The sequence below is a fragment of the Klebsiella sp. TF21-TM genome, assembly GCF_019753495.1.
In the GTDB taxonomy this organism is placed as follows: Bacteria; Pseudomonadota; Gammaproteobacteria; order Enterobacterales; family Enterobacteriaceae; genus Klebsiella; species Klebsiella quasipneumoniae.
In genome coordinates, this window is record NZ_JAIJYL010000038.1 from 1 (window position 1) to 23,027 (window position 23,027).

17 protein-coding genes and 2 pseudogenes are annotated in these 23,027 nt (G+C 52.0%); all 19 read left to right on the forward strand.

Annotated elements, in window-relative coordinates; all coding sequences use genetic code 11:
• On the forward strand, positions 1 to 105 hold a 105-nt coding region (locus K5R89_RS24125), incomplete at its 5' end, for a type VI secretion system contractile sheath large subunit (RefSeq protein WP_179207817.1).
• 11 nt (positions 106 to 116) lie between these two features.
• Complete coding sequence (tssK, locus tag K5R89_RS24130; RefSeq protein WP_087827693.1) at positions 117 to 1,466, forward strand: type VI secretion system baseplate subunit TssK; 1,350 nt, start codon at positions 117 to 119, stop codon at positions 1,464 to 1,466.
• Positions 1,463 to 2,152 (forward strand): type VI secretion system protein TssL, short form, encoded by a 690-nt coding sequence (gene tssL, locus K5R89_RS24135; RefSeq protein WP_023290570.1) that lies wholly within the window; start codon positions 1,463 to 1,465, stop codon positions 2,150 to 2,152. Before tssK ends, tssL begins: the two co-directional genes overlap by 4 nt.
• The gene (locus tag K5R89_RS24140) at positions 2,152 to 3,831 is read left to right on the forward strand and encodes an OmpA family protein (protein WP_048336269.1); all 1,680 of its coding nucleotides are present in this window, start codon (positions 2,152 to 2,154) and stop codon (positions 3,829 to 3,831) included. Before tssL ends, K5R89_RS24140 begins: the two co-directional genes overlap by 1 nt.
• Before the next feature lie 2 nt (positions 3,832 to 3,833).
• Complete coding sequence (locus K5R89_RS24145; protein ID WP_048336268.1) at positions 3,834 to 4,325, forward strand: Hcp family type VI secretion system effector; 492 nt, start codon at positions 3,834 to 3,836, stop codon at positions 4,323 to 4,325.
• 340 nt (positions 4,326 to 4,665) lie between these two features.
• Positions 4,666 to 5,616, forward strand: a pseudogene (locus tag K5R89_RS24150) (AAA family ATPase); the annotation flags it as partial.
• Positions 5,613 to 7,970 carry a type VI secretion system Vgr family protein gene (locus K5R89_RS24155; protein WP_217259604.1) on the forward strand — a complete coding sequence of 786 codons (2,358 nt, stop codon included), beginning with the start codon at positions 5,613 to 5,615 and terminating at the stop codon, positions 7,968 to 7,970. The pseudogene K5R89_RS24150 and the gene K5R89_RS24155, both read left to right, overlap by 4 nt.
• Positions 7,971 to 7,985: 15 nt before the next feature.
• The gene (locus K5R89_RS24160) at positions 7,986 to 10,688 is read left to right on the forward strand and encodes a hypothetical protein (protein WP_254242856.1); all 2,703 of its coding nucleotides are present in this window, start codon (positions 7,986 to 7,988) and stop codon (positions 10,686 to 10,688) included.
• Complete coding sequence (locus tag K5R89_RS24165; protein WP_217259603.1) at positions 10,675 to 11,634, forward strand: hypothetical protein; 960 nt, start codon at positions 10,675 to 10,677, stop codon at positions 11,632 to 11,634. The genes K5R89_RS24160 and K5R89_RS24165 overlap by 14 nt, the downstream gene beginning before the upstream one ends.
• Before the next feature lie 42 nt (positions 11,635 to 11,676).
• On the forward strand, positions 11,677 to 12,003 hold the full coding sequence (locus K5R89_RS24170; RefSeq protein ID WP_254242855.1) for a hypothetical protein: 327 nt from the start codon (positions 11,677 to 11,679) through the stop codon (positions 12,001 to 12,003).
• A 45-nt stretch (positions 12,004 to 12,048) separates the two neighbouring features.
• Positions 12,049 to 12,705: a hypothetical protein gene (locus tag K5R89_RS24175; protein ID WP_217259607.1), complete on the forward strand. Its 657-nt coding sequence runs from the start codon at positions 12,049 to 12,051 to the stop codon at positions 12,703 to 12,705.
• A gap of 5 nt (positions 12,706 to 12,710) precedes the next feature.
• The gene (locus K5R89_RS24180; RefSeq protein ID WP_186978232.1) at positions 12,711 to 13,043 is read left to right on the forward strand and encodes a hypothetical protein; all 333 of its coding nucleotides are present in this window, start codon (positions 12,711 to 12,713) and stop codon (positions 13,041 to 13,043) included.
• 154 nt (positions 13,044 to 13,197) lie between these two features.
• Complete coding sequence (locus K5R89_RS24185) at positions 13,198 to 13,533, forward strand: hypothetical protein (RefSeq protein WP_186978230.1); 336 nt, start codon at positions 13,198 to 13,200, stop codon at positions 13,531 to 13,533.
• Positions 13,534 to 13,680: 147 nt separating this feature from the next.
• Positions 13,681 to 13,944 carry a PAAR domain-containing protein gene (locus K5R89_RS24190; RefSeq protein ID WP_217259602.1) on the forward strand — a complete coding sequence of 88 codons (264 nt, stop codon included), beginning with the start codon at positions 13,681 to 13,683 and terminating at the stop codon, positions 13,942 to 13,944.
• A gap of 2 nt (positions 13,945 to 13,946) precedes the next feature.
• Positions 13,947 to 15,155 (forward strand): hypothetical protein, encoded by a 1,209-nt coding sequence (locus K5R89_RS24195; protein ID WP_217259601.1) that lies wholly within the window; start codon positions 13,947 to 13,949, stop codon positions 15,153 to 15,155.
• A complete protein-coding gene (locus K5R89_RS24200; protein ID WP_217259606.1) occupies positions 15,148 to 18,519 on the forward strand; it encodes an ImcF-related family protein in 3,372 nt (1,123 codons plus the stop codon). The genes K5R89_RS24195 and K5R89_RS24200 overlap by 8 nt, the downstream gene beginning before the upstream one ends.
• Before the next feature lie 19 nt (positions 18,520 to 18,538).
• A pseudogene (gene tssA, locus K5R89_RS24205) lies at positions 18,539 to 20,145 on the forward strand (type VI secretion system protein TssA).
• Between the two features lie 33 nt (positions 20,146 to 20,178).
• Positions 20,179 to 21,948: a type VI secretion system baseplate subunit TssF gene (gene tssF / locus K5R89_RS24210; RefSeq protein ID WP_217259599.1), complete on the forward strand. Its 1,770-nt coding sequence runs from the start codon at positions 20,179 to 20,181 to the stop codon at positions 21,946 to 21,948.
• Positions 21,912 to 22,994, forward strand: a complete 1,083-nt coding sequence (gene tssG / locus K5R89_RS24215) for a type VI secretion system baseplate subunit TssG (RefSeq protein ID WP_048336262.1) — start codon at positions 21,912 to 21,914, stop codon at positions 22,992 to 22,994. The genes tssF and tssG overlap by 37 nt, the downstream gene beginning before the upstream one ends.
• The last annotated feature ends 33 nt before the right edge of the window (positions 22,995 to 23,027 follow it).

The window sequence follows — 23,027 nt, forward strand, 5'->3', positions numbered from 1 at the left end:
CCGGGCTTCTTCCGCGTGAAGCTGTACGCCGTGCCGCACTTCCAGGTCGAGGGGCTGGACGTCAATCTGTCGCTGGTATCTCAGATGCCCAAAGCAAAAGCATAAGGCAGGACGGGATGAAAATTTATCGTCCACTGTGGAACGAGGGGGCTTTACTATCCCCTCAACAGTTCCAGCAACAGGCTGAATGGGAGTCTTTTCGCAGTGCCGGTGCATCAGCGCTGGCGTCCCCATTCCCCTGGGGCGTGGAAATGATTGAGTTTAATGACAGTCTTCTTTCGTCCGGTCTGATTCAGATTACGCAGTTACGTCTCTGGCTGGAAGATGGTTCATTAATTGATGCGCAAAGCAGCGATCTGCCTCCAGCGCCGCGTGAGTTAGATGCCAGCCAGCTGGCAGGTCGTGATGCGGTAACTGTCGTCATTGCATTGCCGCACATGCAGCCAGGTATGAGCAACGTTGAACAGGAGGGCGTCAGTTCAGAACGGCCGCTTCGCTATCGTGAAGAGTGGGTAACATTGCAGGATGCTTTTGGCTCTGAAGAAGAATCTATAGCAGTTGCCCGGTTTAATTTCATCATCCGGTTTGCCCATGAAAGCAATGATTCCTGGAAAGTGTGTCCGGTCGCAAGACTGATTCGGGATGGACATAATGCGTGGCGACAGGATCCATCTTTTATTCCTCCAGTGGCGTCATTTGGAGCAAGCCCGGTCCTTCACGAACGTCTGGTGCTGCTTAATCGCCAGTTACGCTCCCGACGCCAGCGTCTGATGACGATGCGCCGAGAAAGCAACGAAAGGCTCGCCGATTTTGCCGTCGCCGATGTTTCCCTTTTCTGGTTGCTGAATGCACTGAATTCTCACGCCACAGTGCTGACAGAATACGAACGTTTTCCTTCCCGTCCGCCTGAACAGGTGTGGGCTGAGCTCGCTCGTCTGGCAGGTAGCATGCTGACCTTTTCCCTGGACCATGATCTGGACGCCATACCGGGTTATGACCACGAGGAGCCAGCTAAGGCGTTTCCTCCGCTGTTTGACCTGATAGCTGGTTTGCTGGAGGCAAGTCTGCCATCCCGGGTCATTGCTCTGGAAATGACCCGCCCGGACGGACAGACCTGGAAGGCCAACCTCCACGATATCCGACTGCGTGAAGAGGCCGATCTCTATCTCTCTGTACGCTCGGATATCCCGGCCTGGCAGGTTGCCGAGAAATTTCCGGCACTCTGTCAGGCAGGTTCACCTGATGATGTCCGCGAGATCTATGGTGCTGCGCTCAAGGGGATCCCGTTGATACCGGTGAGCAGGGTACCGGCAGCGTTGCCTGTACGCATGGAAAACCAGTACTTCGCACTTGATATAGAAAGCCCCGCTGCGCATGAAATGCTGGAGCAGGGGGTGTGTATGTTCTATGTGCCTGAGTTACTTGGCGATTTGGAACTTGAACTGTTTGCGGTATTGCGCTCATGAGACAGGATATCGATATCGACCAGCTAATGACGGAGACCTGGCTTACCGTCACCATGCTTAAGAAAGGCGCCATCACGCTTAATGGCTCCGCGCTTTACAACAGATGCGTTAAACAGGTTGAAAGTGTGCGGGAAGCGCTGGAGCGTGCCGGTTATGACGACGCCAGTGTGGATCATATTTCCTACGCACAATGCGCCCTGCTGGACGAAACGGTGATGAGCCGTAAGCCCGGAGAAAACGAAGGAGGAGAGGAGCCGAAAGTAGACGAAGGCCAGATGGTCTGGCGTAAAGCGCCACTTCAGGCCCGTTTTTTTGGCTCGCTTCGGGCTGGTGAAGCACTATGGGATCGCATTGCAGAGGTTCTGCGTCAGCCCTCACCGAACCCGGCCGTTTTAACCTGCTATCACCGGGTGATAGCGCTGGGCTTTCAGGGGTTATACAGCCTGAAGACGGTCAGCCAGTCACAGCGGGATGAGGTAGTGAAAGCCCTTTCTGAACGGGTTTCTCCGCCTGATGCAGGCCTGTCTCTGGTTGTTCACCGGAGGGGGACACATCGCTGGAGTCTGATGCGCTCAGTCTGGTTCTGGATAGTGCTGGCCGTCATTCTTACCGGCGTTATCTGGTGGGGGGGGCACCTCTGGCTCCAGTCTCTTTTGTCAGCACAAATACCGGAGCTGCATGGCTAATGCGTAGAACAGTCATCATTTCGGTAGCCCTACACACCTTAGCAGCCGTAGCCGCGCTACTGTGGTTGCTGTGGTATTTCATTCCGACAGGCAACGTTTTCAACGGTCTGTCCACTCTGCTGATCCTCGTTCTGGCAGGCTGGTATGTGTTTAAAAACTGTTGGAGCGAAGTGCCCACATTCGACGTTACCCTCCCGGCCGCTGAACTGCCTTTAACCGACGCCCAGGGCCCCGTTGTACTGGTGTGTGGTGACATGCTGGAAGCGTTATTTCAGGGCGGTCCTCTGCGTAAAACAGCCCAGGGATGGTGGCTGCGGGCCGGTGACGTCAACCGGTTAACTGACGTTGTCCGCAGTATCCAGACGCAATTCCCGCGCCAGGTCGGTCAGCTCTCGGTGATGTACCGCTGCCTGCCAGATCATCATCAGGATGAAGCCGTTCTTCGTTCCACACTGAAAACGCTCCGCCAGCAGTGTAAGCAGATTAAATCCCTGACGGGTTTCACTCTGCCTGTTGTGTTGAGTGCAGAATTTTCCGGGCCTGAAACGCCGTGGATAATCGTTCGGGGTGATAAACCGATTGTCTGTCCGGTTAATGATTCGCCGCAGGATCTCATCGACTGGCAGCAGGCGGAAGACAATCTCCTGGCGCTGCCAGCCGTCAGTGAGGCATTTTCCTTTATCCGTAATACGCTGGCTGATGAGCTGGAAAAGCCTGATCGGTTAACGCCTCCTGAACGAGCATTCTCCGTGGCAATGCGCCTCGGTACCGTCCTTCCCGGGACAGAGTCAGTCTGGGCCGACTGGCTATATACCCGCACCTGTTTACATTTTTTCCGAAAAACAGGGCAGACAGCACCGGCAAGTTTGTTTCCGGATGCGGTTCTGCCGCTGCTGGCACCTTTTGCTTCAACGGTGCAGGGGGGCCAGCGTACCCGTCGCCTGATCCTGCTGATGTGGCTGTGTGCCCTGACCGCATTGGGTATGTCTGCGCTCAATAATCGTGACCTCATCCGTCAGGTGAGTACCGATTTACAGCGCTGGAATGCAATCCCGATGAACCACTATCGCCCTAAGGCAGAGTCACTGGCCGCCCTGAAGCAGGATGCGCTCCTGCTTGAACGCTGGCAGCGCCAGGGTGAGCCTTTGTGTTACAGCCTGGGCTATTACCCGGGCCAACGTCTGTGGCTGGCCTTGCAGCAGGCTATCGATACCTGGACGCCGCCACCCGCCCCTGAACCGAAACCGGTACCGAAAATTGTACGACTTGACAGCATGTCACTGTTTGACTCCGGCAAATCAGTACTCAAAGACGGCTCAACCAAAATACTCGTCAACGCACTGGTAGGGATTAAAGCCAGACCGGGCTGGCTGATCGTGGTCAGCGGTCATACAGACAATACCGGCAGCGTTCAGCTAAATCAGACCCTGTCTTTGCAAAGAGCTGAGGCCGTCCGTAACTGGATGCGTGATACCGGGGACGTACCGGAAAGTTGCTTTGCCGTGCAGGGTTACGGCGACAGTCGACCAATTGCATCAAACGACACGCCTGATGGCCGTTCGCATAACCGGCGTGTCGAGATCAGTCTGGTACCGCAGGCTGACGCCTGTCGTCTGCCTGGCGCAAAACACGCGTCACAGGATGTACGTGACGTTTCTACTCGAGAAATGGAGAAGTAAGCATGGCAATCCCGGTTTATCTGTGGCTGAAAGACGACGGTGGTGCGGACATTAAAGGTTCCGTGGACGTGAAGGACCGTGAGGGCTGCATTGAGGTGGTGGCGCAGGAGCATAACCTGTACATCCCGACCGATAATAACACCGGCAAGCTGACCGGAACCCGTATCCACACGCCGTTCCTGTTCACCAAAGAAATCGACGCTTCCAGCCCGTATCTGTACAAGGCGGTGACCACCGGCCAGACCCTGAAATCTGCTGAATTCAAGTGGTACAAAATCAACGACGCGGGTCAGGAAGTAGAGTACTTCAACACGAAGCTGGAAAACGTCAAACTGGTGAAAGTTGCACCGAAAATGCACGACATCAAGGATCCTTCTTTCGAGAAACATAACCACCTTGAGCAGATCGAACTGCGCTACGAAAAAATCACCTGGACCTACAAAGACGGCAACATCATTCATTCCGATTCCTGGAACGAACGCACCACAGCATAAGATTCTGGCGGGCAGATCCCTTCTGTCCGCCTTTTTGTTTTGCTCCGCACAGCGCCTGCCAGACAGACGCTTTGCAGAGCAGGCTCACAATTTATCGGCATGAACCTTATGGGCATCGGTTGACGGCCAGGGGCGGTAGCGTGCCTGAACAAGAGGGAACGACATGGAACATCATTCAGCAGTCCTGCTACGACGACTTAACCCTTATTGCGCCAGAGCACTGGAGGGAGCGGCTTCTTTATGTCAGACCCGTGCGCATGCAGAAATCACGCCTGAGCACTGGCTGCTGAAACTGCTGGAGCAGGGGGAAGGTGACCTGACCGTTCTTACCCGGCGCTATACGGACTTACTGAGTCTTGAGCACAACCTGTCAAAACGCGTTGTTGGTCAGCACGCGGCGCTGAACGCCATTGCCCAGCGCCTGAGGGCGTCAAAAACCGGCCTGACGCCGGAAAACGGACCGCAGGGGGGCTTTTTACTGGTGGGTCCAGGCGGAGTGGGCAAAACAGAAACGGCGCTGGCACTTGCTGACGTTATGTATGGTGGTGAGAAATCGCTTATTACCATCAACCTGTCTGAATACCAGGAGCCGCATACGGTCTCGCAGTTGAAAGGCTCCCCTCCCGGGTATGTCGGATATGGTCAGGGCGGCATTCTCACCGAGGCAGTCCGTAAGCGTCCGTATAGCGTGGTGCTGCTCGATGAAGTGGAGAAGGCCCATCGGGATGTGATGAACCTGTTTTATCAGGTCTTTGACCGGGGCTTTATGCGGGACGGGGAAGGGCGTGAAATTGATTTTCGCAATACCGTGATCCTGATGACGTCCAACCTGGGCAGTGACCCGCTGATGCAGTTACTGGAAGAGCAACCAGAAGCTACTGAGAGCGATCTTCATGAGTTGTTACGCCCGATCCTGCGCGATCATTTCCATCCAGCGCTGCTGGCCCGCTTCCAGACGGTGATATACCGCCCGCTGGTAATGGATGCCATGCGAACCATCGTCGGCATGAAGCTGGCGCAGGTGAGTACGCGACTGCAACGCCACTACGGCATTTCCACTCACACTGGTGAAAGCCTCATCGACACCCTGACGATAGCATGTCTGTTGCCGGATACCGGTGCCCGTAACGTCGACAGCCTGCTTAACCAGCGGATCCTGCCGGTTCTGAGTCAGCAGTTATTGAGCCATATGGCGGCAAAACAAAAGCCGTCCTCGCTACAGCTGACCTGGGATGATGAACAGGGCATTGTGCTGGAATTAGATGAACAGGCAGAAGGAGAGGCGTCATGAGCGGAACACTTATCAGGAAGGCCACCGACGCGGTGCAACAGCTGTCAGGGCAGTCACGTTATCGGGTTGATGTACATGAATGCAGTGATTTCCTTGATGTTCTGCGTTACAGCGCGGTGGAATCACTTAGCCAGCCATGGCGTTATGACGTGGCGGTTACCTGCTCCTCTAAAGATATTGCCTGTGAGTCGTTATTGCTGAAACCGGCGTCATTTACTTTCCAGACCCCGATGTTTGACGGGACACCAGCTCTGCCGGTACGGACGGTTTTTGGCGTAGTGGAGTCCTTTCGCCGCGTGTCCACCTCGAATGATGAGACCCGTTATGCACTGACGATCGTTCCCCGTATTGCCCTTCTGGACTATACGAAAGGGAGCGCGATCTACCTCAACCAGTCGGTCACTGAAGTGGTTGAACAGGTGCTGCGTAAACACGGGCTGGAAGGGCCTGATTTTGAGTTCCGGCTCTCCCGGGAATATCCATCCCGGGAGCTCATCACCCAGTGGCGGGAAACCGATCTTGAGTTTATCCAGCGCCTGCTGGCGGAAGTGGGCATTTACTGGCGCTATGAAATGGACAGCCGTCTTGAACAGGACGTGGTGATTTTCCAGGACAGCCAGGAGCAGTATGAATTTGGCATCACGCTACCGCTACGCAACCAGGCCGGGATGAGTGACAGCGGGCAGGAGAGCATCTGGGATATTCAGGCTGCATACAATGTTGTGAGTGGAAGTGTGGCCACCCGGGACTACAACTACCGTGAAGCGCTACAACCTCAGGACAGTGCCGAGTGCATTTTCATCAAGGAAGGGATCACCGCCGGGGAAACGTACCATTATGCGGAACCCTTCCTGACGGCAGGTGACGCTGATAGCCCGGAGACCGGGGCATACTTCGCCCGCCTGCGTCACGAACGCATTCTGAATGCGCAATATCAGGTCACCGGGCACTCCTCCAGCCCTCATCTGGCTCCGGGTCAGGTACTGGAAACGGACGGAACGCTTCCCGATGCCGTCAGGGAAGGCATCGTCATCACCACGGTGCGCACCAGCGGTTCGCGCAAAAGTAGCTTTACGCTGACGTTTGAGGGTATCCCCTACAGTGAAACCGTTTGTTATCGTCCGGCGCTGCTCAGTCGCCCGGTAATATCCGGATCGCTGCCTGCCCGGGTGGAAAGCACACAGAAAGGCGACACCTGTTCCTGGCTCGATCCGGACGGGCGTTACCGGGTAAAACTGGACTTTGACCGCAGCAGTTCTGAACAGGGCTATGCCTGTGTGTGGCTGCGGCTGGCGAAACCGTATGCCGGTGATACGTACGGATTCCACTCCCCGCTTATCGACGGAACGGAAGTGGCCGTCGTATTTGACGGCGGAGATCCGGATCGTCCCTACATCGCTTATGCCCTGCATGATTCAGAACATCCGGACCCTGTCACCAGTGAGAATCATACGCGGAACGTGTGGCGTACCCCGGCGAACAATAAGCTGCGGATGGAGGATAAGCGCCAGGAAGAGCATATCAAGCTCGCGACGGAGTACGGCAAAACGCAGCTGAACATGGGGCACCTGGTCAATGGCCAGCGTGAAAAACGCGGGGCCGGTTTTGAACTGCGAACGGATGAGTATGGCGCGGTTCGTGCGGCAAAAGGGCTGTTCCTGACGGCGGATGCCCAGGCCAAAGCCCGGGGCCCGGTGCTGGAAATGGCCCCTGCCATCAACCAGATTAACCAGGCCAACAGCCAGATGCAGGCGCTGAACAGCGCAGCTGAAGCCGCCGGAGCCCTGGTCTGCGACATCAATACCCAGATTAGTTTTGTGACCGACAAAATCAAAGACCTCCAGTCTTCGGTCCTGCTGGGTAGTGCTCCGCAGGGGGTGGCACTGACCTCAGGTGAACATCTTCAGCTCAGCAGCACCCGCAATACCATGATCAATGCCGGTCAACATCTTGATATCGGTGCGATGAAGCAGCTGTCTGTGACGGTGGAAAAAGCGTTAGGACTGTTTGTCCATAAAGACGGGGCGAAGCTGGTTGCCAACCAGGGAGACATCGAGATTCAGGCTCAGCACAACACGATGGCCCTGTTTTCTGAAAAGCAGCTGACGGTGACCAGCAGTGAAGACGAAATTATTATCAGCACCCCGGAAACCCTGACACTGAACGGTGGCGGGTCTTACCTGAGACTGAGTAAGAACGGCATTGAGCATGGTTCCGAAGGGATGATGGTGATGAAGGTAGCGAGTTACCTTGTGCCTGGAAGTGGCAGCAGTCTGCCACTGGAAACGCCGGATTTTAAAACGACGGACGTGACGGTCACGACAAAAAATTCCGCCAAATGGACCTGTGAATAGCATGGAAGGTGATTTATGGCAGCAAAGTTACCCAAAATCAGTTACCCCGTACCGTCAAACAAAAATGGTCATCCATTTTCCTCTGTGGAAGAGTTGTTATCGACGATCGGCGGAGAAAGCTCAGGACTGTATCTGGTGGGAAGTCAGGGAATGTGGCATGGCGGTATCCATATTACCGATGCCACCATTCCCTGGTGCGCCCTGAGTACTGACAGTGAAGCTGAGAATGAATATTGCCGCGAGCTCTATAAAGGGGAACAATTTATTCGTTGTATGGCGGATGGTGAGATTGTTGCCTGGCGCGTATGTAAGGATTATGAGAGCGCAGCGATTGAATGGCGCGGTGAGAAGCTGTTCCTGTCGACCTCTTTTGTGCTGGTGAAACATTATATCCAGCCGGGTGATACTGAAGAAAGTGAACTGACATTTTTCACGCTGTATATGAATCTGGCGCCTTATGCTGCTTATGCGCAGCAAGGAAGCCGGTCTGACAGAAAAGTGGCTGGCGTCCAGCGCTATTACGCCAGTGCGGAAGATTTGCAGGCAGGGCGCGCAGCCGGAAAACTGGGGAAAGACACGATAGTCACGCTGAGTGACACTATTGTGACTCGCAGCAGCGACCAGCGTCAGTTTACCGAAGTAACCATTACCCGTGAGATGAAGAATACAGCGGGAGAAACACTTGCCGCAGGTACCCGAATCTGGACGGTATCAGACCAGGGGTATTTGAAAGCAACAGAATCGGTGCCTGTTCCGTCCTGGTGGAAAAAATGTACACCGGCTTTCACTAATGAGTCAGAAGGCGTTGTGAACTGCACTTCGCGTACAAACTGGGCGTACTATCTGAGCAGTGACGATGTTCTGCAATATAAAAATGCAGGCAGCCTGGTAGCCGATTTCCCACTTTCATACGAGCCCGGTAATACCGCACAGCAGGTCATCCGTCCAGGTAAGAATCCAGGCGATGCAGCAAGAACATTCAGTCTGGTCACGCTGGGCCGGGATAAGGATAAGTTGAAAAAGGGAGACCGGGTATGGGTAGTATCAGACGGCGACAGCCTGACGCCAGTTGCACCGGCAGCATCCGGTAGTGGACCCGTTTTTAATGATGTGTATGTACCTTCAGATCCTGTACCGGTCAATGCCGGAGACAGTCTTGGGCATATGGGTTTTTATCAGCTACCGGAAGAAAACGGCAAGCGCTCGCGCTACCAGGTACATATAGAGTGCCTGAGCATGGATGATATGGAGAAGTTCATCACTAATCCTGGAAGAGCAGGAGAGGATGCGCCGGTGTATCTGACCTGGAAAGCCGATGCCCCACTATCTGACAAGAGCGATTCCGGAATAACAGCAGGTGGTCGAAAAACAAAGACTCCGGGGATCCTGACGCTGGCAAAAGTCCCAGGTGTTGATGCCGGGGGGGATACGCTGACCAGTAACCAGGACGCTGCGTATTATCAGATACGCCCGGAAGGTGGCTGGTTACCTGCCGCCAGCGTCCAGAAAGTGTCGCAGTACGCGTTAGGTGAGCTCGGGTTTGTGACGCTGAATAAAGCCCCAGCGAGCTTTGACCTGATTGACGGGATAAAACAACCGAATAACGTGGTGAAGGGTATTCTGGAGCAGTTGTATAAAGCGGCACAGGATGAAACGCGTACCACTCATGCCCTGAACAAATATAACTATCAGCGATTGCTGGAGATGATCGACAGTAACCATGACGGCTATTACTCGGAGCAGGAATATCTACAGGCGGTACATAATACTTCTTACCGCGACCGCTTATATCGTGTGATAGCGAAGCACGCCAGTGAATGGTACTGCGGCAAGGATGACCCGCTCTGGAAGAGCTACCTGGAGACATTAACCACGGATGCGCCGTTGTGGAAAAAGTATCTGGAAGCGTTTCTGGATAAAATGACGTGGATGAAGGCGGTGGCTGGGAAGGGCGTGGCACTGGGGGCGGAGCCGTGGCATATGCACCCGATTGTGTTTTTGGAAGCAATAAAACATTCATCTAAATGGTTTGATATCGAAAAATTTATTAAAAAGTATAAAGAAAAACATTCAGTAGTTTTTGGGTTTTATGATCGCGGAAACAAAATAACCATCCCTGCATTGACTCAGGATTCTGAAGAGTCATTGCGTACGCTGTTAACTGAAATGAAGAAGCAGTATTATGATTATTTTGACGATTTTAATGAAAAGTTCGTTTCCTATATGCTTGCTACAATAAGAATAGAGTCTTATGCCTACAGGCAAAAATTGTTCTTTAAACCAATTAGCGAGTCTATTTCATATGATAAGGCGGAAGTAGATTATGGTTCAGGGCCAACGGCATCTAACCGACAAAGAGCTATATTGAACCACAATACCAATATTGGTGATGGTTATAAATATCGCGGTCGTGGTTTAGTTCAGTTAACATGGAAAATTTCCTATGAGAAATTCAAGTCTATAACAGGTATAGATATTGTTGCTAATCCAGATCTTTGTCTTGAAATAAGCACTGCTGTTTCGATTATGATGAAAGGGATGAAAGATGGCGGTTTTAGAGCCGGACATTCACTTGATGTTTATTTGGGGGCAGGTAAACATGATTATTTTAATGCAAGGTTGATCATCAATGGTTATCGAGATGGTATTCCCGATAAAGCTAATGAATTTAAAGATTATGCTGAGCTATTTGAGGTGGTAATAAATGAAACGCTTTAAAAGCATGTGGTTTCTTATTTTATGTATTTGCTCTTTTTATGTGCATGCAAATGATGACTTAGATGTTACTAACTGTTCTTTAAGGGAAAGTCCGTCTTGCGAAATTTTAATTAAAATGGAACAGAATGGGGATGAATTATCTTACGAAGTTGAATTGGTAGATTCTGAAAATGAAAAAAAAATATTCCCTTATTTTGATATGAACGAAACAACAGAAAGTGTCACTTTGCAAAAATATGGAGAGAGATACGTTTTTCTGAAATATTATCTTGATAGTTCCAAGGCTATGGAATTTATTGCTTTTAAGTATAAAAATAAACTCCTTTCACCTGTAAAATATTATTATTTTGAGAGTTCCGTTGATTTCAGTAATAACGTAAAGAAATGGTCTGGCAAGGAATGCGACACAACGACAGGAAAAATTCCTGAAAAAAAAGATGGCTTATTATTACAGGTTGCCTCGGAGTTATGTGTTAATAAAATTAAGTTGGCATACGCTCCAAATAAATATGTGAAAAACGATGTCTTATTTTATCTGTCGAAAATTACCAATGGTGTTGAAAAAAAACAAATCCCTGTAATCGCCCTCGATAGTAAAGATGTTGATGCTATAAATTTGAATGATATTGGATGTTTAAGTAACTGTGATGCAGACGTTGATTCAGCTAATTATATAGGGAGGTTGAACGGAAAATTTAGAATAGCAATGCACCTCAAATATGATAAAGATAGCGCTTCAGGTTTCTATTTTTATGAAAAAATGAAGAAAAAAATAAATGTAACCGGTCGTCGGAATGGTGCGAGATTGACGTTGACAGCCTATGTTCCTGAGGGAATAGAGACATTTGACGGTCTATTAGAAAAGGGACAGTTTGAAGGGGTATGGTCAAATGCAGCAGGGAATAAAAAATATCCCTTTACCTTTTATATGAAACTTATCCAGTAAACAACAATCGATATTGCTGGTATCAAACAGCCGGACAACGTGGTGAAGGGTATTCTGGAGCAGTTGTATAAAGCAGCACAGGAGGAATCCAGGACCACTCACGCGCTGAACAAGTATAACTATAAACGCCTGCTGGAGTTGATAGACAGTAATCACGACGGGTATTACTCGGAGCAGGAGTATCTTCAGGCGGTTCATAATGTGTCGTACCGCGATCATCTGTACCGTGTGATTGCGAAGCACGCCAGTGAATGGTATTACGCTAAGGATGACCCGCTCTGGAAGAGCTACCTAGAGACATTAACCATGGATGCGCCGTTGTGGAAAAAGTATCTGGAAGCGTTTCTGGATAAAATGACGTGGATGTAGGCGGTGGCTGGGAAGGGCGTGGTACTAGGACCGGAGTCGTGGCATATGCATCCGATTTCGTTTTTATCAGCTTTATTATCCGATGGTGATCAAGTTATTACATACGAGCAATTAAAATTAATGCTTCCTTCCGATCGAGAAAGAGAAGTTAGTATTTATTTGGAACCGTTGAATGAAACTATGAGATTATTTGAAATAAATACGACTTTACGGAAATCACATTTTATGGCCCAAATTCTCCACGAAACAGGTTTTTTCAGATATACAGAAGAAATAGCTTCTGGAAATGCATATGAAGGTTGTAGTGATCTCGGTAATACTCATGTCGGAGATGGACCACTATTTAAAGGTAGGGGATTGTTACAGATTACTGGCCGTGATAATTACACAAAGTGCCAGGAATATCTCAGGGCTAAGCTTAATGACAGTACGTTTGACATAACGTCGTCAGTTTCTAGCGCAAAACAGTTATCAGAAAATCCACGGTATGCCGCATTAGCATCTGGATATTTTTGGAAGTATATAAAACCTAAGTTAAACGACACAGTTGACAGGGATGATATTTATTGGGTTTCAGTTTATGTCAATGGATGGGTGGTCCAAGATCATCCTTATTATCCAGACAAAGCTAGAGAGCCGAATCATATGGATGATCGAGTTAATAAATTATCTATCGCCAAGAATGTATTTGGCCTGGAGTGAGTTTAATGAAAAATGTATCTTTATTATTAACTATATGCGCATTGCCATTATTTTGTAGTGCTTCGGATGTGATGAGTGCTAATTATTCAGTTTCTTCGGTGTATAGTGGGGCCATTGGAAAGAGTAATATTACAATGAATCTTATTACTTCCGGAGAAACTGTCTCTGGAAGTTATATGTATGATAAATATAAAAATAGGATCTTGCTAAACGGAGTAGTAAATTCTAATTCTATTGAGTTAAAAGAAAATACAAATAGCGGCACTGCTGCTATAACACTTGTTCATACAGATGAGGGTTATACAGGTAATTGGTGTGATAAAAATGTGTTCCTGTAACAATTCAAAGCAATAATTCATTCAAAGACGGTGAATTAAATATATTAAGTCTGATGACTCTGATATAGGCGCTTATAAAATAAACTTAATATTTAATAATAAAAATGCAAGCATAATTGTTACTGATGCTATAGATCCACCATCTTTGGAGTTTGTGGATATTAATGGTGATGGTTTTTACGACTTGGTAGTCAGAACGGATCATCGTCCAAATAATGGTAGTCAGACAGTTTATCTCTCAGATGATAATGGTTTGACTGAAGATAAGAGCTTATCAAAAGAAAATGGCACCCTTGTATATAACCCTTATAAAAAACTCATTGCTTTTAATTCAAAAGACGATTGCTGCAATAAATTTAATAAAGTTATTTACTTTTTTGATAATGGTAAAACAGTGAAGGTTGATAATATATTCTTTGACTACTCATCTAACGAAGGTAAAAATTCCAGAGGTGATAATGTTTCAAAGGATAAATTCGAGTCTTACTAAATTTTTGTCGAAAGTAAATTTGGTAGGGCAATATGGCTATATCAATGAAAAAGGTTCACCTCTTATATCTTGGGTCAGGGCTGAAACACTTGAGTAATTAATATTATTTTATTCTTTCCTGCATACAATAAATAGATGGAGATACAAATGTTGCAGATTATTCGAAAAGGCGACAAAACCACTCACGGCGGTTCAGTCATCACCTGTTCTGGCACCATGATATTTGGTGGGATTGGCGTGGCGCGTAAAGGTGATATGGTTTCCTGCCCGATACCAGGACATGGCCCGACAACCATCATCGAAGGTAACCCTGATTATCTTGATAACGGGATCCCTGTTGCTTTTCACGGTCATAAATGTGGTTGTGGCTGCACATTAATCAGTTCTTTTGCTCCTGCAAAGGTTGCCTGAGTATGCCAGTCCTGCTGGATACCATTCCTGAAAAAGCGGCGAAGGTTCCACGACCTGATACCCGCTGCTGGCTGCTATTCCTGGCATTTGTCATGTCAGGAGGGATTGCGTTAACGCTATGGAACTGGACGACAGAACGCACTGGCTTTATTTTCTGGTTTACTGCGCTAGGATTGCCTTTCTGTCTCTGGGGACTGCTTTTCTCCCTGCGCCGGTTTGCATACAAAGCAGAGCAGGTGGGGGCTGAGTCCCGGAATGTGGAGCGCGAAGCGCTTATTGATCGCGAAACTCGTCGGGGTCAGCGCTGTGCCTGGATACTCGATACATGCGTTCAACACTTTTCAGGAAATAGTCCCGGTGCACTGGTGAGAGCACTTAATCATACCGTTACAGCTTCAGAGGCCTCAACGCCACGGGGTTCCAGAACCGCTGTCAGGTATGCAGCCTTAGCCAGTTTTCAGTCAGATCTGGATACAGAGCTCATTTCCGCGACGTCAACATTCGTTGCCCATGTAAAAAAAATTACCGACACCCTACCGAAGGATATTCCCTGCTGTCTGATGCTGGACTGCGACGACGATATCCTGGAACAGGTGGAGAAACACCTTAAAAATGAACTCGCTGCAAAAACAGGACGGGTTTTCAGGCTTCTTGCGGGCAAAGGTCTAGCAGCGTTTGATGCCTGGCTGGATAACCGATGGGAGCATCCGGGCATTCTTGTCGCAGTGACGTTTTCATTGCCGGCGGAGCCTGATGAAGGTGATGCCGATGCCATTACTCTCGTGGTGCTCAGCAACCGTAAGGCTGCTGGCTATCCAGATGCAGTACGCCTGCATCGCCCAGAAAAGGGACAGGAAACCCGACTTGTAAAAACGCTGAAAAGGGCACTGTTATGGGCTGCAACACCTCCTGAAGCGCTAAAAACGGCCTGGTATACAGGTCCAGTCCTTTCAAGCGGAAGTGGATGGAATATGGCTTGTGAAGATAACGGGGTGACATTCAGTTTGTCAAAAGACAATCATGGTATTGATCCCGCTCTGGGATATGCCAGACGTTCCGCCCCCTGGCTTGCCATTACTCTTGCCTCAGTTGCATGTAGCGATAATGGCCCCCAGGTTATCGCCGCCCAACCCGTCGCTGACAAGGACGACATCTGGGTCGCCGTCATCACCAAAGAAGAAGTTCGCAAGGAATCGCCTAAGAATGTCTAAGGTAAAAGTAAAAACACTCATCGGCTCCGTTGTGACTGTCGCCTTTTTCCTGACAGCCATCGTGGCATTTTTGTTTTATGCCTTTCCGGAAAATGTGGCCTCAGCCACCGGCTTCGGGCCGTATGACAGTCAACAAATACTCACATTCTGCGCCATTATGGTTGCGGCGATGTTTTTACTCGGCTGGCTGACAGAGAAGGCTTTCGACTTCGCCGGTAAATCCGGGTTGTATTTCCAGTGGGGGCAGAAAAAGGCTGAGAGTATCACTCCGGTGGCAAACACCATTCTCAGTGAAGAAGATGACGATGAGCTGGTCTTCAGCGAAGACGCCGTGTCTGAACACCTGCGCTTTCGCTATGGACGCCGCTGGCAGCGTAAAGTGCGACTCCTGCTGGTGATGGGCAACCCGGACGACGTCGAGAAAGCGGCCCCGGGTCTGCGTCATGACCTCTGGCAGGAAGGCGACGGCAACGTACTGATTTATGGCGGTGATGCGCAGTCACTTCCGGATGAGAACTTCCTTTCAAAACTGAAGCGCCTGCGATCTCGCCAGCCGGTTGATGGCATTATTCAGGTGATGAGTACTTCAGCCCTCCCGACAGATAGCGAACGGGATGCTTTCTTGCGTTGCCGCCAAAAAGCCGATCATCAGCTGGGCTGGCAGGCGCCTGTCTGGCTGTGGCTGACTGACAAAGCCAAAGGTGCTCAGCAGGACGCGGACACGGCTGCGACAGGGGTGATATTCGGACCGGAAGGCACTGTAAAAGATGCGGATAAGGCATTGACTACGCTGTGCCAGCGCCTGCAAAAAGCCGGTATGGCACAGATACTGAATAATCCGGTTCATAACGGCCTGCTCCAGTTATCTTTCCGCCTGCAACACGAACTGAAAGCCAGTCTGACCGTTTTGCTCAGCGGGTTGATGCAGGGATCTGCGGCCTGGCGTTTACGCGGAGTCATGTTCAGCCCTGAGATGGCCGTTGCCGGAACGGTGACGAACACGCGCCTCGACACGCCGACATGGAAAGCCGTCATTGATGACTGTGATGCCGTCAGCGGCAGGAAGCTGGGCGTCGACTGGCTGAAGATGCTGAGGTTAATTCTGCTTTCCCTGATTGTCCTGTGGGGGGCCGGTACCTTGCTGTCCCTGATCGTTAACCGTACCCAGATTTATGAGGCACAGGAAACGGCGAGGCAGGCAGCGGATACCGCAAAACCACTGGCTGAACGCCTGCACAACCAGCTTGTACTACAGCAAGCCATTGCCCGTCGGCAACATCGTGAGGCGACCGGCGCCCCATGGTACACGCGCTTTGGTCTTAATCAGGACAGTGAAACGCTGGCTGCTCTCTGGCCGCTGTATGCGATAAACAACGCACAGCTGATGAGGGATGCCACCGCAGATTATCTCAGGCAGTTGCTGAATGCTTTTGTGCAACTGCCTCCTGCCAGTGATGCCCGTACGCAGGGCACACAGCACACCTATGACGTGCTCAAAAGTTATCTGATGCTGGCCCGTCCTGACAAAGCAGATGCAGACTGGCTGGCAAAAAACGTACTGGTAGCCTGGCCGAAGCGTCAGAATGTGGCGGATGGCACATGGCAGGACCTGGCACCGAAACTGCTGGGTTTCTACGCACAGAACCTCCCGGCTCATCCGGAATGGAAAATTAAGCCTGACGCGGAATTAATCAGCACGGTCCGTCAGATCCTGCTCAAGCAGATTGGCCAGCGGAACGCTGAGTCCGGGTTATATCAGGACATGCTGAAGCGCGTGGCCAGCAACTGGCCTGATTTAACGCTTGCAGATATGACCGGCGACACTGATGCCTCAACGGTATTCAGCACTGACGAAGTCGTCCCGGGAATGTTTACGCGTCAGGCCTGGGAAGTGCAGGTTCAGGATGCGATTAACGAGGTCGTCAAGACACGCCGCGATGAAATTGACTGGGTACTGACGGATAAGACGCACCAGACAAGGAGCGATATCTCCCCGGAGGCGCTAAAGGCCCGCCTGACTGAACGCTATTTTACCGATTTTGGTAACGCCTGGCTGAACATGGTCAACAGCATTCAGTGGCAGGAAGCTACGTCACTTTCCGAAGCGATTGCCCAGCTCAATCTGATAGGCGATGTCCGCCAGTCACCGCTGGTTGCCCTAATGAACACGCTGGCCTGGCAGGGGAAAACGGGGGGGAAGGGAGAACGACTTGCCGACTCGATAGTGGACTCAGCGAAAAAACTGATCGGTCAGAAAAAAAATGCCAGACAGTTTATTGAACAGGCACAGGGCCCTAAAGGTCCGCTCGATGGCGTGTTTGGACCGCTGATGGGGCTGATGGAAGGTAAAGATGGCACAGGTGCCAACGGTAACCTCAGTTTCCAGTCCTGGCTGGCTCGCGTAACCCAGGTGCGGCTCAAGCTTCAGCAGGTCACCAGCGCCCCGGATCCGCAGGCTATGTCGCAGATGCTGGCCCAGACAGTATTCCAGGGCAAAGCCATCGATCTGACCGATACCCGCGATTACGGCAGTCTGGTTGCGGCGAGTCTGGGTCAGGAGTGGAATGGATTTGGCCAGTCGTTATTTGTGCAACCGCTGGATCTGGCCTGGCGGCAGGTACTTGCCCCGGCTGCACGTAGCCTCAATGCCCGCTGGCAGACAACTATTGTCGAACAGTGGAATAAGGCCTTTGCGGGACGATACCCCTTTAAAGCCACCGGCAGCGATGCCTCGCTGCCGTTACTGGCTCAGTTCCTGCGTAGCGACTCGGGTCGAATCACTACTTTCCTGAAAACTAATCTTGGCGGGATCATCCACCTGGAGGGGAATCGCTGGATCGTTAACCCCTCCACAAGTCAGGGGATGGTTGTCAGTCCGGATTTCCTCCGGGCGATTAATCAGCTGGCGGAACTGTCAGATATCGTGTTCTCTCAGGGCGATGCGGGTGTTCACTTCGAACTGATGGCGCGACCTACACGGGATGTTGCCAGAGTGCAGTTAATCCTCGATGAGCAGAATCTGGACTTTTTCAACCAGATGGAAAGCTGGCAGAAATTCACCTGGCCGGGGAATACTTACTACCCCGGCGTATCGCTCAGCTGGCGAAGCGTCAACAGCGGTATGCAGCTCTATGCAAACAACCAGGGTAACTGGGGTTTCATTCGCCTGCTGGACAAAGCCCTAATCACGCCTCTTGATGCGAGCCGCATTCAGCTGATGTGGATCACGCCCGATGGGAATCCACTGAAGTTTGTGATGCGCAGCGAGCTGGGCGACGGTCCTCTGGCGTTACTGAAGCTTCAGGGTTTCACGCTGCCTGAAACCATATTTACGGTTGTAGCCAGCGCTGAAGAGGTCGAATAAAGATGAGACAAGGAAAAACATGAGTTCACCCCAGGCACTGTTATCGGCATGTACCACAAATCAGGAAGAGCAGCAGCATCTTATCGGAAAAGCCTCCAGCGCCCTATCATTATGGATAACTGGCTGCACCCGTTCATCCCGGGGTCTGAAACCGGGGACGATCCCGCATACGATGATAATTTTCTGCTGATGCGTGAAGAGATCAATAAGATATCGGGTACCGATTCAGCGCGGTTGTGCGAGCTGGCCCGAAAGTATCTTTACGAATGCGCAAAAGACATTCGTGTGGTGACCTGGTATGTGCAGGCCCGACTCAGCCGCGACGGTGAAAAAGGGTTGGCTGAAGGTTTATTGCTGCTTGTCGCAATGCTGACTCGCTACGGGCAGGCATGTCATCCCCAGCGTCCTGCAGCACGTAAAGCTGCGCTGCAGTGGCTGAACAGTGCAAAAGTGATTGATGCACTGCTGTTATGGCCTGAGGTAGACCGCAATGATGCCGGTCTTACGGCGGGCGCCATAAGCCTGCTTGAATCCACAGTGGCGGACTGGCCGGAAGCCGAGAAACCGTCTTTTGCAGGGCTTTGTACCACTCTAGAAAACCGCCTGGCACGTTCGGGGGGGATGGAAGCACTGGTCCCCCAGAACAGTAGTACTCAGGAGCACGGACGCGAACCGGCCCACTCGGATTCACCACAACTGTCAGCGGTAAAATCGGGCCGCGATTTACTCGACCAGGCAAAGTTACTTTCTCGCTGGCTGAGCGAGCAGCCGCAGGGCTGGCTGGCCTCTTACCGGCTGATAAAGACCGTGCGTTGGGACACGGTCGAACAGATCCCTCCGCTGGACAGTAGCGGGCGCACCCGCCTGTTACCGCCGAAGGTCGAGTATCGGGCTCAACTAAAGCGGCTCTGGCTTCAAAAAAACTGGACTGAACTGGTTGAGCAGGCCAGTCAGATATTTTGCGAGGGCGTGAATCATTTCTGGCTCGATCTTCAATGGTATCTCTGGCAGGGGCTCAGTCATGCCGGTCACCCGTGGGATGCCTGGACAGATTCCGTTCTTCTTGATCTGCGACTGCTACTTCAGCGGCTTCCGGGACTTGAAGGCCTGGCATGGAATGACGGTACTCCCTTCGCTGATGAAGTCACCTCCGCCTGGATCGCTGGAAAAGTGAATGAAGAAGGCCTGCTGTATGGCGATGAACCCGCAACCGTCGTTAATGGCCAGGCTGATGATGTGCTGCTTCTTGAATCCGAAGCTATGGCAAAAGGCGACGCGGAAGGACCCGAGGCGGCGCTTGCCTGGCTCCAGTCCCGACCAGGAATGGACACACCACGCCATCGCTGGCTGATACGCCTGCTGATGGCCCGGGTGGCAGAGCAGTATGGTCGAAACGATATGGCGCTTCACCTGCTTGGCGAACTGACCACCAGTGCACCACAGCTGACGCTGGAAGACTGGGAACCCGCACTGTTGTTTGAAGTCCAGGCTCGTCGCCTGAAGCTGCTGCGCCTGAAAGCCGGTCGCAGCGAATCTGATAAATCCCGTCTGATGCCTGAGATGGATACGCTACTGGCGCGTCTGATCGCCATCGACCCGGCCCGTGCCATGGCGCTCTGTGGCTAATGTACTCTTTAATAATTTTCAGGAATGCCGTTCATGGATGATTTAACCCTGCGCTATTACGAAGCAGAGATGCGCTACCTGCGAGAAGCCGGTAAAGAGTTTGCCCGGGCTCATCCGGACCGAGCAGCAATGCTTAATCTGGATAAACCTGGCGCCCGCGATCCCTATGTGGAACGTCTGTTTGAAGGCTTTGCCTTCCTGATGGGCCGTTTGCGTGAAAAGCTGGATGATGATCTGCCAGAGCTCACTGAAGGGCTGGTGAGTCTGCTGTGGCCGCACTATATGCGCACCATCCCGTCGCTGGCCATCGTTGAGTTCTCCCCAGACTGGCGTAGTCTGCGTCAGGCCGAAATGCTGGCGGAAGGCTTCTCCGTTCTGTCACGTCCTGTCGGGCCGCATAAAACAGCCTGTCAGTACCGGACAACCCGCGATGTGCCGCTACAACCGCTGCACCTTGCTGACGCCCGCCTGCATACGGAAACCGATGGCCGCTCTGCTATCCGTCTGCGCTTCGAATGCCCTGAAAAAGTGGACTGGCGTAAAGCCGGGATCGACAAGGTCGCCATATTCCTCAACGCAGAGAGTCCGGTTAGCTCTGCGCTGCATCTGGCAATGACCCGTCGAGTCCACGCCATGTATGCCCGCCATGCAGGGACATACACCGAACGTCATCAGTTTGATGGCTGGTGCAAACCCATGGGCTTTGATGACAATGACGGCCTGTGGAAGAAAGCCGATACTGCCTTCAGCGGTTACCAGCTACTGCTGGAGTATTTCAGCTTCCGTCCGAAGTTTATGTTTGTGGAAATGCGCGGCCTCGAGGCCATCGGGCTCACTGCGGCCAGCACCTGGTTTGAAATCGACATCGTGCTCAGTGAAGCCTGGTCATCCGATCTGCCTTTTGAAACGGAAAACTTCCGGCTGCACTGTGCGCCGGTCATCAATCTCTTCACCCTGGAAGCCGACCCGCTGACGCTTAACCCGCTGGAGAACGAATACCTGCTCAGGCCGCTGCGTCTTCAGGATGGTCACACCGAGATTTACAGCGTCGATAACATCCATGGCGCGGTGAAGAATGGCAAACATCCTTATGTGCCGTTCACCAGCTTTCGGCACCGGGGCGGTATGATGCGCCACGATGCTCCTGAGCGTTATTTCCACACTCGCGTGAAACGCGGCCCCTCTGGTCTGTATGACACCTGGTTAATTCTCGGGGGGCGCTCGTTCGAGCTGGAGCAGCTGTCCGATAAACCAGAATCCCTTTCGATGCGAATAACCGGTACCAACGGCCAGCTTCCGCGTAAGGCACTGGAAAGCACTCTGCTGGACAGGGTGGTCAAAACCGGCAAAGTGCCCGTCAGGGTACTGAACGTCACAGCACCGACAATGCCGTTATATCCCCCGGCAAACGATCGTTTTCACTGGCGGGTGATGAGTCACCTCGGATCAAACTTCCTCAGCATGATGGACAATCCGGAAGTGCTGCGGGGCACGCTGGCGCTCTATGACTGGACCGACGATGAAATGAATCGCCGTCGGCTTGAAGCCATCGTCGCTGTGAAGCACACCCTGATCCGCCGTTTTGAGAAGGGCTTTATGCTCAGGGGCGTTGACATTGAGGTCACGCTGAATACGGATAATTTTGCAGGCGAGGGCGATGTAAATCTCTTTGGCGAGATGCTGCACCGATTCTTCGCGCGCTATGCCGATATTCACCTCTTTAACCAGCTCACGCTGGTGCTGCAACCGACAGGGAAACGACTGAGATGGCGCGAGAATCACAGCCAGCACGTACCGGGCTGACGCTGGCCCTTAACAAAGATATCTGGCGGGCCAATTTTTATCGTTTCTGCCAGCTGTTGGAACAGGAAAATCCGGACGCGCCGAAACTGGGCACTACCAGCCATCCGGGCGACGACCCGGTACGATTCAGGCCCTGGCCAGGTATGGGGTTCCCGGTCAGTACCCTGAAAGCGGTGGAGACCGACGAAGACCATCCGACATTGCCCCCAACGGTCCGTACGACATTTCTTGGTGTGTATGGGGTGGACTCCCCTCTGCCGACGTCCTGGCTGGACGATATCGCGCAGCGCCGTGAAGGACACGAGGCGGTCACTTCATTCCTGGACATTTTCAGCCACCGGATCACTACGCAGTATTACCGGATCTGGCGAAAATACGCGTATCCGGCAACCTTCGAGGCCGGTGGGCGAGATGCCACATCACAGTGTCTGCTGGGGCTGGTGGGACTCGGTATACCGGGTACGTCTGAGCAAGTGGCAACGCCGGTGTCCCGCTTTCTGGCCCTGCTGGGCACCATGCGTTTGCCCACGCGTAACGCCGAAGGCATCCGGGCTGTGGTGAGCCTGCTGGCGCCAAATACCCGGGCAATAATCACCGAACCGGATCCGGTTAAGGTTCGTATCGATAACCGCAGTGGGCTGGGGGGCGGAAACCGTATCCGTCTTTCGCAGCGGGCCACGCTGGGTAAAACGGCCAGGGAAGCATGCAGCCGGGTACTGGTGACGCTGGAGACAGCGGATCCGGACGAGGCGGAAGGCTGGTTACCCGGTGGTGTCCTCCATACCGATTTGCTGGTCCTGCTGCGCGTCTATCTCGGCTACCGCAGTGACGCCCGACTGCGTCTCACCGTACCTGTACGATTGCTGCCTGAGCCTCGCCTTGGTAAGGGCAGACGTATCCAGCTGGGCCGCACCGGCTTGCTGGGCCTGAAAGCTGGCAAGCTCAGCAATAGTCGGGAGAGTCTGACCGTCAGTCTGGGCTGCTATGAAGGGTTGCAATGTTCTGCGTTACCGTCCGCTGAAGACGGGCACTACCGCTTCGAATAATCACGTACTCCCACTCTCAATAAAGGAACTTTT